This is a genomic window from Alcanivorax sp. DSM 26293, from assembly GCF_900107995.1.
In the GTDB taxonomy this organism is placed as follows: Bacteria; Pseudomonadota; Gammaproteobacteria; order Pseudomonadales; family Alcanivoracaceae; genus Alcanivorax.
Window position 1 is genome coordinate 1 of sequence record NZ_FNUM01000008.1, and the last position, 16656, is coordinate 16656.

The following is a 16656-nucleotide window of genomic DNA, read 5'->3' on the forward strand; positions in this document are numbered from 1 at the left end:
ATCCCTGCGAAACGGCGCATGGACTCGATCTCATACAAGGCATCTTCCATCGCCGGATCACTCAGGTTGTAGATGATCTGCATGACATGAATGCGAAGCATGCTCGATAGCGCATACGGCGGCCGGCCAGTGCTGCCAGAGGCGTAATAAACAGCAATCGTAGACTCCAGCGCCTTCCAGGGTAGAAGCTGATCCAACTTCTCAAGGAACACTTCCCGCCGGGTCTTGCGCTTCTTGTGTTCGTATTCGGCTTCGGCAAAGGTCAGCTGGCTCATGGCATTCCCGGCAAGTGGCTGATAGAAAGTCCTGATTATGGCAAAGTCGGGGAGTTTTTCAGAGGTTCCTTAGAGGAAGAAAGCACAGCAATAAAAAAAACCAATAATCCTTGATCCCGGTTGTCATTTACCCACCTTTTGAGAAAAATATAGGTACAATATTTGAAATATCTTATACCCACGACCTTTAAGCCAGTATCGTTATTTGCTCGGCCATAATCTAGCGCCCTGAAGACTAAGAGGCCACTCGCAAAAATTTTGCCCACTCTTGCTCGACCAACTAGGATAAACCCCATTACTTTCAATTTGCGCTTGAATTTCATTTGCAACACGAATATAACAATCCAGCCTATCGAATGTTGCTTCAGCCTCTAAGCTACTCCCTGCAGATAGCACTTGCCATACCGAGCCTTTCTCTCCCGGCTGATCTATTTCAACATCCTTTATTTCATCATAACTACGACCATGAGCCAGATTATCACGCAGTAAAAAACACTCTTTTATTTTCTGGTAGACAGATGTCCCAAGAAAGCCTGGCATATTAGCCTTATCGAAAACCGTCTTATGCCGCTCCCTCTTACCACCCAATTTTCTCTCTGTATTCTTCCAATCTCGAACCAATATATCACCATAATGATTAAGCATTGCCTCAACCGCAAATGCGCAAAAAACGATTCCCACAATACAATAATGCTTACGGGAGGACTCTTCGCTTGTAGCGTCTGCCATGGCATGGCTGAATTCAGCTACCTTAAAGCAAAGATGAGAAGTCCGGCTATCGAAATACACAGGCACTTTCGACAAAATTTATACCCCTTACAAAAATTAGCGCCACAATAAACCGAATTAAAATTTTCGGTTTTTCATTGAATGCAATTTAAAAAATTCAACTCCTATTCATCTTGCCCGCCTACCTCCGATAATCAAACCGCCCTTCCGCCAAAAACACCTTCACCTGTTCAATCACGTGCCCATTACGCATCATGAACGGATGCGTCACCGGCAACACCAGATGATCCTGCATGCCTTCCACTTTCGTCCTTTCCACGGTGACCTTGCCGTCATTGGGGCCGGGTAATTGGGTGGAGAGCAGAAAGTTGATGGTGTCGCTACCGGCGATGACGCCCAGGGGGAAGTCCACCGGGCCGAGCTGGTTGGGGACGCTATCGGGGCCGGTACCCATCTGGCTGCCAGCGGGGCCGTTGAACCACTGGAACGGGGCCCAGTCGCCCAGGCGGTCCACCACTTCGCTGCCCTGGTTGGGCGGGCCGAGCATGACGGCGCGACCCAGTCGATCGATGCGGTGTTGGCTCAGGTACTGGCGCAGCAGGATGCCGCCCATGGAATGGGTGACGAAATGGATGGTGCCGGTGGCGGGGCATTTTGCCAGGGCTTTGGGCAGGGTTTCTGTGGCGAGAGTCTGGATGTCTTTTTTGGTGGAGGGATAGCCCTGGTTCACCACCGTGTAGCCAGTGTTCTCCAGGGCGTTTGCCATTTTCTTCATGGCGTGGGCAGTGCGGGCCAGACCATGGAGCAGGATGACGCATTGGGGGTCCTGAATGTTCATTGTTGCCCCCTCAGTATTCGGCAAGGCTGCTCCCCCTCTCCCCACCCCCTCGGCCCACAACGTCGAGGGGCTTGAACATATCCCAAGCATCAAGCCGATAAACAACCTCAGAATCAGATGAGACATCGCTTTACCGGCTTTCCGCTGTTAACTATTAACTGTTCACTGTTAACTGGTTCAACGCCTTTTCCAGCCGCGCCACCGCTGCATCCACATCCCCCAGCTTGTCCAGGCCGAACAGGCCCACGCGGAAGGTCTTGAAGTCTGCCGGTTCGTCGCACATGAGCGGCACGCCGCCGGCGGTCTGCAGGCCCAGCTGGACGAAGGCAGCACCGCTCTTGATGGTGTCGTTGTCGGTGTAGGACACCACCACGCCGGGGGCTTCGAAGCCGGGGGCGGCGACGCTGGCGAAGCCGTGTTTGGCCATCAGGTCGCGCACGGCGGTGCCCAGTTTCCACTGGCGTTCCTTCACGGCGGTGAGGCCTTCTTTCATGGTTTCCAGCATGGTGTCACGGAAGCCACGCAGGGCATCGGTGGGCATGGTGGCATGGTAGGCGTGGCCGCCATTTTCATAGGCGATCATGATGTCGCGCCATTTGCGCAGGTCGCAGGCGAAGCTGGTGCTGGTGGTTTCCTGCAAGCGCTGGTCGGCGGCTTCGCTGAGCATCACCAGGGCGCTGCAAGGCGAGGAGCTCCAGCCCTTCTGGGGGGCGCTGATCAGCACGTCCACACCGATGGCTTTCATGTCCACCCAGATGGTGCCGGAGGCAATGCAGTCCAGCACGAAAAGGCCGCCCACGCTGTGCACGGCGTCGGCCACCTGTTTCAGGTAGTCGTCCGGCAGGATGATGCCAGAGGCGGTTTCCACGTGGGGGGCGAAGACCATGGCCGGCTTTTCTGCCTTGATGGTTTCAACCACCTGCTCAATGGGGGCCGGGGCGAACGGTGCCTGGGGCTGGTCGCTGATGGGGGACGCTTTCAATACGGTCTCTTTGGACGGGATGCTGCCCATCTCAAAGATCTGGCTCCAGCGATAGCTGAAGAAACCATTACGGATCACCAGGCAGTGCTGGCCGGTGGCGAACTGGCGGGCCACCGCTTCCATGCCGAAACTGCCACCGCCAGGCACCACGGTAACCGAGTGAGCGTTATAGACCTGCTTCAGGTTGCTGGAAATATCGCGCATGACCTGCTGGAAACGCTGGGACATGTGGTTCAGGGAGCGGTCGGTAAAAACCACGGAATACTCAAGCAGGCCGTCTCGGTCAAAGTCACGGGGCAAATCTGTCACGGGGGGTCACCTCTGCAGCAACCGGCGCCTGGCCGGTCTCGTCGCGTTATTGTCTGTCTTGGATACTGGATTGCCGCCAGCGCCGCAACCGTCCAGGGCCAAAAGGATGGCAAAACCGGCCTCAACTGCTTAATTCGCAGTCAATGACTGTTTCTGAGGGGGCCTCTATGCTTCACCCAGTGCGCTATGCGTGGTCTGAAGTGTGCAGATGTTGTGTTTCGTCGCGACGGACAGGGCGGGTTCTCCTTTCCTAGTGACGAAACGCAGCAGATGCGTGCTTCAGGCCGCGCAGAGAGTGCTGGGTGTGGCGTAGAGTCCCCCTAGTAAGCTTATGCATTATCATTCTTGAGCCAACCGGGGCGCTGCCTCATACTATGCGCCCTTAACGCCCTGTAAACACAGCGTTTAACGTCTTTCTTTCTCGGCAAGCGAGCCACGATCACATGACAGAGTACGTCCTGATTCTGATCAGCGCTGTGCTGGTAAACAATTTTGTCCTGGTGCAGTTCCTGGGGCTGTGTCCCTTTATGGGGGTCTCCAACAAGATCGAGACCGCCATGGGCATGTCCCTGGCGACCACCTTCGTACTGACGTTGTCGTCCGTGCTCGCCTACCTGACCTGGGCCTATATCCTGGTGCCCTTCGAACTGGAGTACCTGCGCACCATCAGCTTCATTCTGGTGATCGCCGTGGCGGTGCAGTTCACCGAAATGTTCGTGAAGAAGGCCAGCCCCCTGCTCTACCGGGTGCTGGGCGTGTTCCTGCCGCTGATCACGTCCAACTGTGCGGTGCTCGGTGTGGCGCTGCTGAATGTACGCCAGGAAGATGCCACCTTTATGTCATCGCTCACCTACGGGCTGGGCGCGGCACTGGGCTTCTCCCTGGTACTGGTACTGTTTGCCGCCATGCGTGAGCGTATTGCCGTGGCCGATGTGCCCGAGGCCTTCCGGGGCCCCAGCATCGGCCTGATCACCGCCGGCCTGATGTCGCTGGCCTTCATGGGCTTTTCCGGGTTGATCAAGCTATGACCGCTGTGCTGATTGCCGTGGCCGCCCTGCTTGCCCTGGCCGCTGTGTTCGGTGCGGTGCTGGGCTTTGCCTCGGAAAAATTCAAGGTCGAGGGCGACCCCATTGTCGACCAGATCGATTCCCTGTTGCCGCAGACCCAGTGTGGCCAGTGCGGGCACCCGGGCTGTCGCCCCTACGCCGAAGCCATTGCCGAAGGCGAGGAGCATAACCGCTGCCCGCCAGGCGGCCAGGATACCGTGGACGCCCTCACTGACCTGCTCGGCCGTGACGAGCTGACCCTGGATGACGAAGGCGCCGAGGATGCGGACATCCCCAAGGTGGCCTATATCCGTGAGGACGAGTGCATCGGCTGCACCAAATGCATCCAGGCCTGCCCCGTGGATGCCATCGTCGGCGCCGCCAAGCTGATGCACACGGTAATCGTGGACGAGTGCACCGGTTGCGACCTGTGCGTCGAGCCCTGCCCGGTGGACTGCATCGACATGGTGGAAGTGCAACCCACCCTGCAGACCTGGGGCTGGAACCGGCCCGCGGGTATCGGCCAGCGCCCGGACAGCCGTATTGAGGTGGTGAACCTGTGATTCGTACCCTGTTCCGTTCACGCAGCCGCAAAATCTACGACTTCCACGGCGGTATTCATCCGCCGGAAAGGAAAGATCTTTCCAATGGCACCGCCATTGCCGCCGGCCCCCTGCCGTCGCAACTGATTCTGCCCCTGAACATGCACATCGGCGCTCCGGCCAAACCGCTGGTGGAACCGGGCGAGCGGGTGCTGAAAGGCCAGATGATTGCCGAACCCAGCGGTGCAGTGAGCGCGGCCATTCATGCCCCCACCTCCGGCACCGTCAGCGCCATAGGCCCCCGCGCCATCCAGCATCCGTCCGGCATGGATGCCATCTGTATCGTCATCGACACCGACGGCAAGGATGAATGGATTGAGCGCGCCGGGGTGGCCGACTACACCGAGCTGAGCCCCGGTGAACTGGTGGACACCATCCGCCATGCAGGCATCGCCGGCATGGGCGGCGCCGGCTTCCCCACCAGCATCAAGGTGAACCTGGGGGACCACCAGCGGGTGGAAGAACTGGTAATCAATGCGGTGGAGTGCGAGCCCTACATCACCGCCGACGACCGCCTGATGCGCGAGCGGGCCGCGGAGATTATTGCCGGCATCCATATCCTCCAGTACCTGCTCAATCCGCGCCGTACCCTGATCGGCATCGAAGACAACAAGCCGGACGCCATCTCCGCCATCAAGCGGGCCTGCAAGGGCTGCGACATCGAGGTGCGGGTGGTGCCCACCAAATACCCCTCCGGTGGCGAAAAACAGCTGATCCAGCTGCTCACCGGCAAGGAAGTAAAAAGCGGCCAGCTACCGGCCCAGGTGGGCGTAGTGTGTCAGAACGTGGGCACCGCCTACGCCATCAAGCGGGCGGTGATCGACGGCGAGCCGTTGCTGTCCCGGGTGACCACCCTCACCGGCGAAGGCGTGCGCCAGCCGGGCAACTTTGAGGTCCTGCTGGGCACCCCGATACGGGACCTGTTGGTCCATGGCGGTGTGGACCCGGACAATATCGGTCGTCTGGTCATGGGCGGCCCGATGATGGGCTTCACCCTGCACAACCCGGCGGTGCCGGTGGTCAAAACCACCAACTGCATCATCGCCGCCACCCTGGAAGAGCTTCCCGAACCGCCGCCGGAACAGCCCTGCATCCGCTGCGGTTCCTGTGCCGACGTGTGCCCGGCCAACCTACTGCCCCAGCAGCTCTACTGGCATGCCAAGAACGACGATCTGGAAAAGGCCCAGCACCACAACCTGATGGACTGCATCGAGTGCGGCGCCTGTGCCTATGTGTGCCCCAGCCATATCCCGCTGGTGCAGTACTACCGTTACGCCAAGGCGGAAGTGCGACAGCAGGCAGCCGATCAGGTCAAAGCCGACAAGGCTCGCCAGCGCTTCGAAGCCCGCCAGGCCCGGATTGATGCGGAAAAGGCGGAAAAAGAAGCCCGTCGCCAGGCGCGGCTGGAAGCCAACCGCAAAAAGAAAACCGAAACGGCCAGTGCCCCTACCGTGGATACGGCAGCGCTCAAGCAGGCCTCCCTGGAAGCGTCCAAGGCCTATAAGGCCGCCGTCAAAGCGGCCAAAGCCGCCGAGGCAGACAACGCGGACAACCTGGACGCATTGAAAGCCGACGTGGATCGCCTGAAAGCCATCGCCGACAAGGCCAAGGCAGCCGTTCGTGACGCCAAGGAAGCGGGCCCCGCCGCCGCACCGGCGGAAGATATCGTCGGCAAGCTGAAAAAACAGGTCGGTGACGCCTCGTCCGCTTACAAGACCGCGGTGAAGGCCGCCAAGGATGCGGAAGCCAATGGCGACGACAACGCCGCCGAGCTACGCGCCAAAGCCGATGAGCTAAAGGCCGCCGCCGACAAACTCAAGGCGGAACTGCGTGACGCCAAGGCCAACGCCCCCGCCACCCCGGCAACTGCGCCCCAGGTCGACCCGGTGGCAGACCTGAAAAAACAGGTGGGTGACGTGTCCTCTGCCTACAAGGCGGCCGTGAAGGCGGCCAAGGAAGCGGAAGAAAACGGCGCTGACAATGCCGCCGAGTTGCGCAGCCAGGCGGACGAACTGAAAGCCAAGGCGGACCAGCTCAAGGCCGACCTGCGCGACGCCAAGGCCAATGCACCGGCCACGCCCGCCCCGGCCCCTGCCGCTGCGCCAGCCGACCCGCTGGCCGACCTGAAGAAGAAGGTGGGCGAAGTCTCGTCTGCCTACAAGGCCGCCGTCAAAGCCGCCAAAGAGGCCGACGAGAACGGGGCGGACAACGCTGCCGAGTTGTGCGCCGAAGCGGATCGCCTGAAAGCGGAGGCCGACCACTGGAAAGCCGAACTGCGCGAGGCCAAAGCGTCCGCACCGGCCCCGGCTGCCCCCAAGACACCGCCAGCCCCCACGGATACGCCCAAGGCACCGGAGACCGAGGCCCCGCAGGCGCTCACTGCGGTAGACCCGGAGGTGGCGGCCAAGCGCCAGAAGCGTCTCAAGGCCCTGAAAACCGCCTACAACATGGCCCACAAACAGTACAAGGAAGCCCATGCCGCCCTGGAGCGCGGTGAGCGAAACGGCGATATACCCGCCGAAGAACTCAATGCCATGCAGCAGAAGGTGGACAAGCTGAAAGGCAAAGCCGATGTGGCCCGCGATGCCCTGGATGCGCTGGTGGAAGAAGCCAAGGCGGATATCCGCGCTCACACCGGCAAGGATCTGAAAACCCTGAAGCTGGAAGCTGCCCGGGCAGAAAGTGCCCTGGCCGACAAACAGCGCGAGCTTGAGCAGCAGCGGGACAGCGCCTCGGAAGATACCCTGGAAGCGCTCAGTTCCGAATTACAGGCCCTGGAGGCGGAAGCCCAGATCGCCCGCAAGGCGCTCAAGCAGGCGGTGGAAGAACAAGGACTGCAAGACTGATGGCACTGATCTCTTCAACCTCGCCCCATACCACGGTGAGCAACAACACCGGCGCCTTCATGCGTCAGGTGATTTACGCCACCCTGCCCGGCCTGGCAGTGCTGACCTGGCAGTTCGGCTGGGGCACGGTCATCAATGTGCTCTGGGCCGTGGTGGTGGCGCTGGTCAGTGAGGCGCTGATCCTGAAAGCCCGCGGTCGCCCGGTGGCCTTCTACCTGAAGGATTACAGCGCCGTGCTGACCGCCGTGCTGCTGGCCCTGGCCCTGCCTCCCACCTCCCCCTGGTGGCTGACCCTGATAGGGGTGAGCTTTGCCATTATCGTCGCCAAGCAGCTCTATGGCGGCCTGGGCATGAACCCCTTCAACCCGGCCATGGTCGGCTATGTGCTGCTGCTGATTTCCTTCCCGGTGGCCATGACCCAGTGGATCGCCCCCGGCGAGGCACCCAGCCTGGTGCAAAGCTGGCAGCTGTTCACCGGGCAACTGCCGGTGGACGGCCTGAGTGGCGCCACGCCCCTGGATACTTTCCGTACTCTCCACAGCTCTGGGGCCGGCAATGAAAGCGAACTGGCCAGCCACGGCATCCTCCATGGCCAGTTTGCCGGGCTCGGCTGGGAATGGGTGAACCTGGCCTTCTTGCTGGGCGGTCTGTATCTGATCAGCCGCAAGATCATTACCTGGCATATCCCGGTGGGTTTTCTGGCCGGCCTGGCCCTGCCTGCCCTGGTGGCCTGGCTGATCGACCCGGTCCGGTTTGCCGATCCGATGTTCCAGATCCTCTCCGGCGGGGCCATGCTCGGCGCGTTCTTTATCGCCACGGACCCAGTGAGCGCCGCCACCAGCCGCAGCGGTCGGCTGATCTATGCGGCGCTGATCGGGGTGCTGATCTGGGTAATCCGCAGCTTCGGCGGTTACCCGGATGCGGTGGCATTCTCGGTGCTACTGCTTAACCTTTGCGCGCCCTTTATCGATTACTACACCCAGCCACGGACCTATGGCCACGACAAGCCAAACAGGGGCACCCAGTCATGATGCGTTATGCCATTACCAAAAACGCCGTGATCCTCAGCCTGTTTGCCATCAGCACCGCCGCGGCCCTGGCCATCACCAATGAACTGACCATCGGCAAGGTGGAGTGCAACAAGCAGGCGGCACTGATGGCCTCGCTCAATGAAGTGATGCCCCACGACCGGCATGACAACGATCTGCTGGCCGATCGCATTACCGTCAGCGACCCGCTGCTGGGCCGCAACGGCCATCATATTTACCGGGCACGCCAGGATGGCGAGCCCAACGGCGCCGTACTGGAAGCCACTGCCCCGGACGGTTACGGTGGCAACATTGCCCTGATCGTTGGCGTGGATATGCAAGGCAAGGTTCGAGGGGTGCGCGTGGTGCCCCCGCACAATGAAACACCCGGGCTGGGCGACAAGATCGAAACCAAAAAATCCGACTGGATTTATGGTTTCAATGGCCTGTCACTGGGCAATCCTGCCGATGCCGGCTGGGCGGTGAAGAAGGACGGCGGCCAGTTCGACAGCTTTACCGGCGCCACCATCACTCCCCGCGCCGTGGTGGGAGCCGTGCACCGCGCCCTGCAATATTTCGACGCCAACCAGACGGCTGTCTTTGAGGCACCTTCCGAGGCAGCCCCGGCGGAGACCTGTGATGAGTGATGTGAATTACAAAAAGATCAGCATGGACGGGTTGTGGAATAACAACCCGGCCACCGTGCAGATTCTCGGCCTCTGCCCCCTGCTGGCGGTGACCGGCACCGTGGTCAACGCCCTGGGCCTGGGCCTTGCCACCCTGGTAGTGCTGATGGGCTCCAATATCTGTGTCTCGCTGATTCGTCAGTACGTGACCGATGCGGTCCGTCTGCCCGCTTTTGTAATGATCATCGCCGCCATGGTGACGGTGATCGAAATGCTGATGCAGGCCTTCACTTTCGAGCTTTACGAAATCCTCGGCATCTTCATTCCGCTGATCGTCACCAACTGCACCGTGCTGGGTCGGGCCGATGCCTTTGCCAGCAAGAACCCGGTACTGCCGGCGGCCCTGGACGGTTTCATGATGGGGCTGGGTTTTCTGGTAATTCTGCTGATCCTTGGCGGCATGCGTGAGCTGATCGGCCAGGGCACGCTGTTCACCAACATGCAGCTGCTGTTCGGCCCCATGGCCGCGGACTGGCAGCTACAGGTGGTAGAGAACTACGGCGGTTTCCTGTTCGCCATTCTGCCGCCGGGGGCGTTCGTGGGCCTGGGTCTGATCATTGCCGGCAAGAACGTGATCGACAAACGCTTGAAAGCAATCCAGAAAGCCAGAGCCAGCGACGAGCCCAAGGTCAGCCGCCGGGTACGCACCACCGGCAAAGTCAGTTAAATGCATCACTTCCCTGCCGTAGGAGCGTCGCTGGCGGCGCGATAACAGCCGTCGCGAGTTGCGAGAAGCGAGTATCGAAACGGGTTTATGGCGGCGCGAGCGTCTCTCCTACAGCACCAACCCTGCCACCAGTAAAGCCAACGCCACCAACCCGTGCGGCAGAAACACATGACGCCAGCGCAGAATGCGCAGTAGCTCCCTCATCCCACCGGCACGGCGGCTACGCTCCCAACTGGCAGCAGTCTGGAACGGGGCGATATCGTCCACTTCACCACGAAAATGCGCTTCGATTTTTTCGATACGCGCATAATGTGCAGCCTGAAATGCCTTCCAGTGCCCCTCCACCAGCCAAAACATCAAGCTACCGACCACACCCACCCAGAGCAGTGCCGAGCGATCGAAAAACGCGCCGGAACCAGCAAGCACTCCCGCCAGGGTAACGCTCCAGGCCTTGATGGTGAGCGACTTCTGGTCAAAGGAATCAATCAGCCCGGTCAGGTGGAAGTACTCGGCTTCCAATTGTTTATCCAGTTGTGACACACCATCCCCCCATGAATGGATCAAATTCTCCGATAAATTCGCGCTATTAAACGCGATTCAATCCACCCAGACAAAACGGCATAGTAGCGAACAAGGAGAAATGCCATGAACCATAAAACCGTGACTCCACGACGCCAACCAATGCCCGAGGACATTCAACGCCAACTGTACGGCCCCGAGCGAGACCAGTGGCGGGATCACCCCCACTACCTGATCAGCGACGCACGGGCCCTGCAACGTAACCACCGCAACCTGAAGCGACAGGCCAGGCAGTATCATGGCGCCCTCACCCATATGCTGGAAATAGCCGATGCTGAGAGAAAGACGGACAGCAGTCGCCAGCTATTCACGACTATTGGCCACCATGGTCGCAGCCTGCTGAAAAATCTGCACAGTCACCATGGCTTCGAGGACAGCAGTGTCTTCCCGATGCTACGCCAACATCACCCAAGACTGGCGGCAGGCTTCGACATACTGGAACAGGATCACCTTGCGCTGGATGCGTTACTGGCTGATATCGACCAACAACTTGACCACTTCCCTGCGCTGGCCAACGACCTGCAAAAACTGGAAAACGCTCATCAAAAAGCGTCAGAGCTGGAGGCGTTACTGCATCGTCATATGGACGACGAAGAAGACATTATTGTGCCTATCTATTTGTTGTAAATGCCATTATTTGCACTTTATTGAACGGAACAATTCACATTCTTTTGCACTTGTTGTGCGCCCGTTGGCGAACCTTGAATGGACACCGGGATCATACTAGTCACGATCAACAAACAAGGAGTGAGCCATGAAAAGTGCAGCAGTTGCCGCCCTCAGTATCGCCGGGGCCGTGGCCATCGCCGGTGTCGGCTACGGTGCCTACCAGACCATGACCCCGGCCACCTCAGGCTATGCGGAAGTGGTGAATGTGGACCCGATTGTGAAAACCTGGCAGGAGCCCCGTGAAGTCTGTCAGCAAGTGACCGTGCAACGGCAGAAGCCGGTCAAGGATGAACACCGGATTACCGGTAGCGTGGTCGGCGCGGTGGTCGGTGGCGTGATCGGCCACCAGTTCGGCGGCGGCAGTGGTAAAGATGCCGCCACCGCCGGTGGTGCCATTGCCGGTGGTGTGGCCGGCAACCAGATCCAGAAAGGGATGCAGGAAAAAAACACCTACACCACCACGGAACAGCGTTGTAACACCGTGATGGAAGACAAGCGTCGCACAGAAGGCTATGACGTGACCTATGTCTTCAATGATCAGGAAGACACCATTCGCATGGACAAGAAGCCCGGCGAACGCCTGCGCATTGAAGATGGGAAAGTGGTTACCCAGTAACCGGAAGCCGTTGCGAGGAGCGAGTTGCGAGGAGCGAAAGGCCAAACCGGTTAGCTCTTCGAAACTCGTTACTCGTCACTCGCTTGCCCCCTTTCTGCAATCGCGCACGCAGCTCTTGGCAAACGCCCGCATTACCCCCTAGCCCGATAGTACCGAGACAAAGGTCTGGATGATGGTCGCGTTGGCGATATCCACGATAAAGCCCCCCACCACCGGCACGATGATAAACGCCAGCGGCGACGGCCCATGATGCTGGGTCACCGCCTGGATATTGGCCACCGCCGTGGGCGTGGCTCCCATGGCAAAGCCGCAATGGCCAGCGCAGAGAACCGCCGAATCATAATTGCGTCCCATCAAGCGGAAGGTCACCAGAGTAATAAACGCCAGCGCCAGCCCTACCTGCACCAGCAGCATGGCAAGCATGGGCAGGGCCAGATCCACCAGCTGCAGTAATTGCAGACTCATCAGCGTGATCGCCAGGAAAATCCCCAGCGCGGTATTGCCTACCACATCGATGGTGGCATCGTTCACCTGCCACAGACGCCGCGCCGTATTGCCGAGAACAATGCAGACAAACAGCACCCACACGAAGGTGGGCAAGCGAAACACGGACGCAAATTCTTCCGCCGCCACGGTGCCAACCACCACCCCCACCGCCAGCAACATCATGATGCGGATCACACTGGCGGAAGAGATGGGCCGGGGCGTTTCCGCCTCGTCATGCCCGGCATCTTCCACCGCCGCTCCGTGGGCAGGGGCGGCGAGCCGGTAGCGGCGAATCAGAAACATGGCCAGTGGCCCACCCAGCAGGGCCCCGAATATCAGGCCAAAGGTAGCAGACGCTGCCGCCAGCTCACTGACGCCAGTGAGGCCGAAATCCCGCTCGAAAACGCCCGCCCAGGCCGCGCCGGTGCCGTGACCACCGGTCATGGTCACCGAGCCACCGATGAGGCCGTACCAGGCCTCCAGGCCCATGAGCTTGGCCATCATTACACCGACCAGATCCTGCAGGGCCACCAGCACGATCACCAGCACCGCAAACAGCAACATGGCCCAGCCGCCCCGTCGTAACAGGCGAAAGTCCGCCGCCAGGCCCACGGCGCCAAAGAAGAACAACATGGCGGGGGTTTTGATGCTCTCATCAAAGGTTAGGCTGATCCCGGACACCTGCATGACCGTCACAATAATGGTGGCCAGCAGGCCGCCCACCACCGGCTCGGGCATATTCAGCCGGGACAGCAACTCGACCTTGTGCACAATCCACTGACCCGCGCCCAGCACCAGCAATGCGACCATCAGGGTTTCCATGGCGGAAAACTGCATCCCTTTCTCCTTGTTCGCGGCTGGGGAGCCGCCAATTGATCCGCTATACTGCCCGCGACAACTGGAAGCTGTTATGAATCGCGAGAAACGAACTGAAATCTTTACCCGTCTGCGGGACCAGAATCCTCACCCCACCACCGAGCTGGAGTACAGCAACGATTTCGAATTGCTGGTGGCCGTGGTGCTGTCTGCCCAGGCCACGGACGTGGGGGTGAACAAGGCCACCGCCCGGTTGTATCCGGTCGCCAATACACCGGAAGCGATCTTCGCCCTGGGCGTCGACGGGCTTAAAGAGTACATCAAGACCATCGGCCTGTTTAATTCCAAGGCCGAAAACATCATTCAACTGTGTAAAATTCTCATCGAGCAGCACGACAGCCAGGTGCCCCGCACCCGCGAAGCGCTGGAAGCGCTACCCGGCGTGGGCCGCAAAACTGCCAATGTGGTACTCAATACCGCCTTCGGGCTGCCCACCATGGCGGTGGATACCCACATCTTCCGGGTGTCCAACCGCACCCGCATTGCCCCGGGCAAGAATGTGCTGGAAGTGGAAAAGCGGTTAGTGCGACTGGTGCCGGAGGAATTCCTGCGCGATGCCCACCACTGGCTGATTCTGCATGGCCGCTATGTGTGCACGGCACGCAAGCCCAAGTGCGGCGAATGCCTGATCGCCGATTTGTGCGAGTTCCCGGCAAGTCAGCGGCCTTCGTAAACGGCGATTGAGCCCCCCGCCGGCCGTTGCTACTCTGGGATTTCACGGTTCAACCGACGAAGGGACGCGATATGAAACATCCCCTCTTGCTGGCAGCGACGCTGGCCCTGTGCGCACCGGTTATGGCTGGCGACCTGAAGCCCGGCCTGTGGCAGATCAATACCACCATGGAAGGCGACAATCTGCCACCACAGATGCGCGCCCATACCCAGCAGGATTGCCTCAGTGCCGATCAGGCCGAGGACGTGGTGACCGCCCTGCGCAAGGACTGGAACGCTGAAGGCTGCGACCTGGGCCAGGTGGATCGCAGCGGAGACAGTCTGAGCTGGGATGCTTCCTGCAACCAGAATGGCATGCAGAGCACCATGAAAGGTTCAGTGACGTTGCACAGCGACACCCATTACACCAGCGTCATCGACATGACCATGCCGGGCAACCAGATGGTGTCGACAAGCGAAGGAAAATGGGCCAGCTCGGATTGCCCTGAATAAGAATTGGCGGTTCGCCTTGCCAGCAAGGCTCCAACGAAATCATCACCTAACACCTAACCGTTGGAGCTATGCTTGCATGGCGAAGGGGCTTAGTCAGATGGTGATACCGGTCATCCACCCTTCGCCATGCGAGCATAGCGCCAACAACGCAGCGAGGCGCTTCATAGCTTCCCGGCAAACACCTTCTCAAAAAACGCCAACACCCGCTGCCAGCTGTCTTCCGATGCACCTGCATCAAATTTTGAGCGCAGCGGCGGCAGTGGCCCCAGTTTCTTGAAGGTGAAAGTCTGGTGGTCATTCATGAAGGAATGGCCCACGTCTTCATAGGTCTTGATATCGTGGGGCACGCCCAGCGCCTCCATGTGTTTTGCCAGACGATCACCATGGTCACCATAGATCATGTCTGTGCGACCCCAGCCACCGACTGCCGGGCAAATGCCGGTCACATCTTTCACGTTTTTCGGGATACCGCCATAGAACGGTGCCACGACCTGTACCGGTGCCTGGCTGGCGTAGAGCACTGCAAAACGCCCGCCCATGCAGAAGCCCATGACACCCACCTGGGTCACCGCCTCCTCGCCCTGATTGAGCAACCATTCCCGGCAGGCTTCCAGCTGCTCGAAGGTCTGGCCCTTGCCGGTCTCATGGGCCTTCAGGGTTTTCACCACACACAGGGCCTTGCTGCCGGGCAGATCATAGAGGTCCGGCACCAACACCGGATAACCGTTATCCGCCAGCCGCTGGGCAATGCGCTCGATATCCTCGGTATAGCCGAAGATGTCATGGATAGCGATCACCGCCGCCTTATGGGGATTAGCGGTTTCGGGGCGCAGCCAACGGGCACGCATGGTATGGCCGCCGGGGATGGGAATGCCTACAGGTTGGTTGGACATGGGAAGACCAATGAATAGTTAATAGTGAATAATGAATAACGAAAACCAGAGGCTACTACTAGCCGGGGCAGACATCCCTGTCCATCGGGGCCACTCCACTTCGTTATTAACTATTAATTATTCATTATTAATTGCTTCTCACCCTTCCTGCATGGCCACCAACCGCGCCTCCTGCAGGGCGGCGGTGCGGTGTCGGGTGGCTTCCCGGTATTCCGGGTCGGCCAGCATGGAGGCAAAGGCCTGTTTGGAGGGGTAGCGGACCAGCAGCACGTCGTCCCACTTCTCTCCTTCCGGGGCAATCACGCCTGCCAGGGCCTTGCCCTTCCAGACCATCTCACCGCCGACACCGCGCACCTTGCCAAAGGCCACGTCGGAATATTTCTGGTAGGCCTCGCGCCCGCTGTAGTCTGCTTCGCCATCCTTGTAGCGCGCAGTGTCGTTAAAACGCAGCAGATTCAGCATGACGATGGGGGTATCGTCCGGCAGGGACGCCAGAATCTCGGGCAGGCGTTGCGGGTTGGGATCAATAACCGGTTTCTCTGACATGGTGACTCCGTGTGTTTTTTCAGTGAGGCCGAGTCTTCATTAGGGCTTCGCCTTGCCAGCAAGGTACCAACGGCAGGCTTTACCCGAAATGTCCCCGGCAAGACCAGAAGTCCAATCCCTACCCTGCCGCCATATCCGAAAAAGGGACAGGGCCAATCACGACACCCTGCACGCCAAAGCGGTCACTGTGTTGCCAGGGTAATGTGTTCCGCTGCACACAGGCTTTCCAGATCGGCCAGACTCTGCGTCGGGCAGCGCAACGTCATCGCCACCCGCTGGCTGTATTGCACGTCCAGGACCGCTGCTCCATTCTGCTCCGCCCAGTGTCGAAGACGTTGCTCCAGGGGAAAGTCCAACGCCAGCTGGCAGGTACACTGCGGAACGCTCTCCACCCGTTCTACTTCCGCCAACACCGTTTCCGCGGCAGCCGCGTAGGCACGAACCAGGCCGCCGGCGCCCAGTTTCACACCACCGAAATAACGGATCACCACCACCAGCACATCACTCATGCCCTTGTGCTGGATCACATTGAAAATGGGTTTGCCGGCGGTGCCGGAGGGTTCGCCATCGTCATTCATGGCCGCCTGGGCAGACGCCGGGCTGCCCAGCAGATAGGCGTAGCAATGGTGACTGGCATCCGGATAAAGGGCTCTGGCCTCGTCGATGATTGCCATGGCCTGTTCGCGGCTGCTCACCGGCCGAAGCCAGGTGATAAAGCGGCTTTTGTTGATCAGCAGCTCCCGGTCAACGGGACCGGCGGGAACGGGATAACCTTTGATGGCTGACTCCAGGTATCACTGACAGGAAACGGCTATGGTA

19 protein-coding genes are annotated in these 16656 nt (G+C 59.6%); 10 read left to right on the plus strand and 9 right to left on the minus strand.

The features are described 5' to 3' along the window. The 4 genes from C4S63_RS13705 to C4S63_RS13715 form a co-directional block, all read right to left on the minus strand. Positions 1–275, minus strand: a 275-nt coding sequence (locus tag C4S63_RS13705) for a transposase (RefSeq protein WP_146063387.1), incomplete at its 3' end; no start/stop codon positions are given. A 201-nt stretch (positions 276–476) separates the two neighbouring features. Next, positions 477–1079, minus strand: a complete 603-nt coding sequence (locus C4S63_RS17305) for a hypothetical protein (RefSeq protein WP_146063388.1) — start codon at positions 1077–1079, stop codon at positions 477–479. 106 nt (positions 1080–1185) lie between these two features. Further along, positions 1186–1842, minus strand: coding sequence for a triacylglycerol lipase (locus tag C4S63_RS13710; protein WP_103917912.1), 657 nt, complete (start codon positions 1840–1842; stop codon positions 1186–1188). 154 nt (positions 1843–1996) lie between these two features. Further along, positions 1997–3133: an aminotransferase class V-fold PLP-dependent enzyme gene (locus tag C4S63_RS13715; RefSeq protein WP_103917913.1), complete on the minus strand. Its 1137-nt coding sequence runs from the start codon at positions 3131–3133 to the stop codon at positions 1997–1999. 443 nt (positions 3134–3576) lie between these two features. On the opposite strand from C4S63_RS13715, the gene rsxA reads away from it, so the two are divergent. From rsxA to C4S63_RS13745, 6 genes are read left to right on the plus strand one after another with little or no spacing between them, the layout of a single operon-like run. After that, the gene (gene rsxA, locus C4S63_RS13720; RefSeq protein ID WP_035250378.1) at positions 3577–4161 is read left to right on the plus strand and encodes an electron transport complex subunit RsxA; all 585 of its coding nucleotides are present in this window, start codon (positions 3577–3579) and stop codon (positions 4159–4161) included. Next, entirely contained in the window at positions 4158–4742 is a 585-nt protein-coding gene (rsxB, locus tag C4S63_RS13725) for an electron transport complex subunit RsxB (protein WP_062816297.1), read from the plus strand. The genes rsxA and rsxB overlap by 4 nt, the downstream gene beginning before the upstream one ends. Beyond that, entirely contained in the window at positions 4739–7627 is a 2889-nt protein-coding gene (gene rsxC, locus C4S63_RS13730) for an electron transport complex subunit RsxC (RefSeq protein WP_103917914.1), read from the plus strand. The genes rsxB and rsxC overlap by 4 nt, the downstream gene beginning before the upstream one ends. Then, positions 7627–8658 (plus strand): electron transport complex subunit RsxD, encoded by a 1032-nt coding sequence (gene rsxD / locus C4S63_RS13735; protein ID WP_103917915.1) that lies wholly within the window; start codon positions 7627–7629, stop codon positions 8656–8658. The genes rsxC and rsxD overlap by 1 nt, the downstream gene beginning before the upstream one ends. Beyond that, positions 8655–9302: an electron transport complex subunit RsxG gene (rsxG, locus tag C4S63_RS13740; RefSeq protein ID WP_103917916.1), complete on the plus strand. Its 648-nt coding sequence runs from the start codon at positions 8655–8657 to the stop codon at positions 9300–9302. The genes rsxD and rsxG overlap by 4 nt, the downstream gene beginning before the upstream one ends. Then, on the plus strand, positions 9295–10008 hold the full coding sequence (locus C4S63_RS13745; RefSeq protein ID WP_062816301.1) for an electron transport complex subunit E: 714 nt from the start codon (positions 9295–9297) through the stop codon (positions 10006–10008). Before rsxG ends, C4S63_RS13745 begins: the two co-directional genes overlap by 8 nt. A gap of 108 nt (positions 10009–10116) precedes the next feature. On the opposite strand, the gene C4S63_RS13750 is transcribed toward C4S63_RS13745, so the two are convergent. Next, positions 10117–10548, minus strand: coding sequence for a hypothetical protein (locus tag C4S63_RS13750; RefSeq protein WP_103917917.1), 432 nt, complete (start codon positions 10546–10548; stop codon positions 10117–10119). Between the two features lie 105 nt (positions 10549–10653). Between C4S63_RS13750 and C4S63_RS13755 the strand changes: the two genes are divergently transcribed. Together C4S63_RS13755 and C4S63_RS13760 are read left to right on the plus strand one after the other, a co-directional pair. Then, on the plus strand, positions 10654–11214 hold the full coding sequence (locus C4S63_RS13755; protein WP_062816303.1) for a hemerythrin domain-containing protein: 561 nt from the start codon (positions 10654–10656) through the stop codon (positions 11212–11214). 127 nt (positions 11215–11341) lie between these two features. Continuing rightward, entirely contained in the window at positions 11342–11872 is a 531-nt protein-coding gene (locus tag C4S63_RS13760) for a glycine zipper 2TM domain-containing protein (RefSeq protein WP_103917918.1), read from the plus strand. A 138-nt stretch (positions 11873–12010) separates the two neighbouring features. Here the strand turns inward: C4S63_RS13760 and gltS are convergent, their stop codons facing one another. Continuing rightward, positions 12011–13195, minus strand: coding sequence for a sodium/glutamate symporter (gene gltS / locus C4S63_RS13765; protein ID WP_063508069.1), 1185 nt, complete (start codon positions 13193–13195; stop codon positions 12011–12013). Positions 13196–13268: 73 nt separating this feature from the next. Here gltS and nth point away from each other — a divergent pair, with 73 nt between their 5' ends. Beyond that, a complete protein-coding gene (gene nth, locus C4S63_RS13770) occupies positions 13269–13907 on the plus strand; it encodes an endonuclease III (RefSeq protein ID WP_062816306.1) in 639 nt (212 codons plus the stop codon). Between the two features lie 71 nt (positions 13908–13978). Next, complete coding sequence (locus tag C4S63_RS13775; protein WP_103917919.1) at positions 13979–14398, plus strand: DUF3617 domain-containing protein; 420 nt, start codon at positions 13979–13981, stop codon at positions 14396–14398. 161 nt (positions 14399–14559) lie between these two features. On the opposite strand, the gene C4S63_RS13780 is transcribed toward C4S63_RS13775, so the two are convergent. From C4S63_RS13780 to C4S63_RS13790, 3 genes are all read right to left on the minus strand, one after another. Next, positions 14560–15291: a dienelactone hydrolase family protein gene (locus tag C4S63_RS13780; protein ID WP_062816308.1), complete on the minus strand. Its 732-nt coding sequence runs from the start codon at positions 15289–15291 to the stop codon at positions 14560–14562. Positions 15292–15429: 138 nt separating this feature from the next. Beyond that, positions 15430–15837: a DUF1330 domain-containing protein gene (locus C4S63_RS13785; RefSeq protein ID WP_062816309.1), complete on the minus strand. Its 408-nt coding sequence runs from the start codon at positions 15835–15837 to the stop codon at positions 15430–15432. A gap of 182 nt (positions 15838–16019) precedes the next feature. Next, positions 16020–16628, minus strand: coding sequence for a YigZ family protein (locus C4S63_RS13790; protein ID WP_369826449.1), 609 nt, complete (start codon positions 16626–16628; stop codon positions 16020–16022). Between the last annotated feature and the right edge of the window lie 28 nt (positions 16629–16656).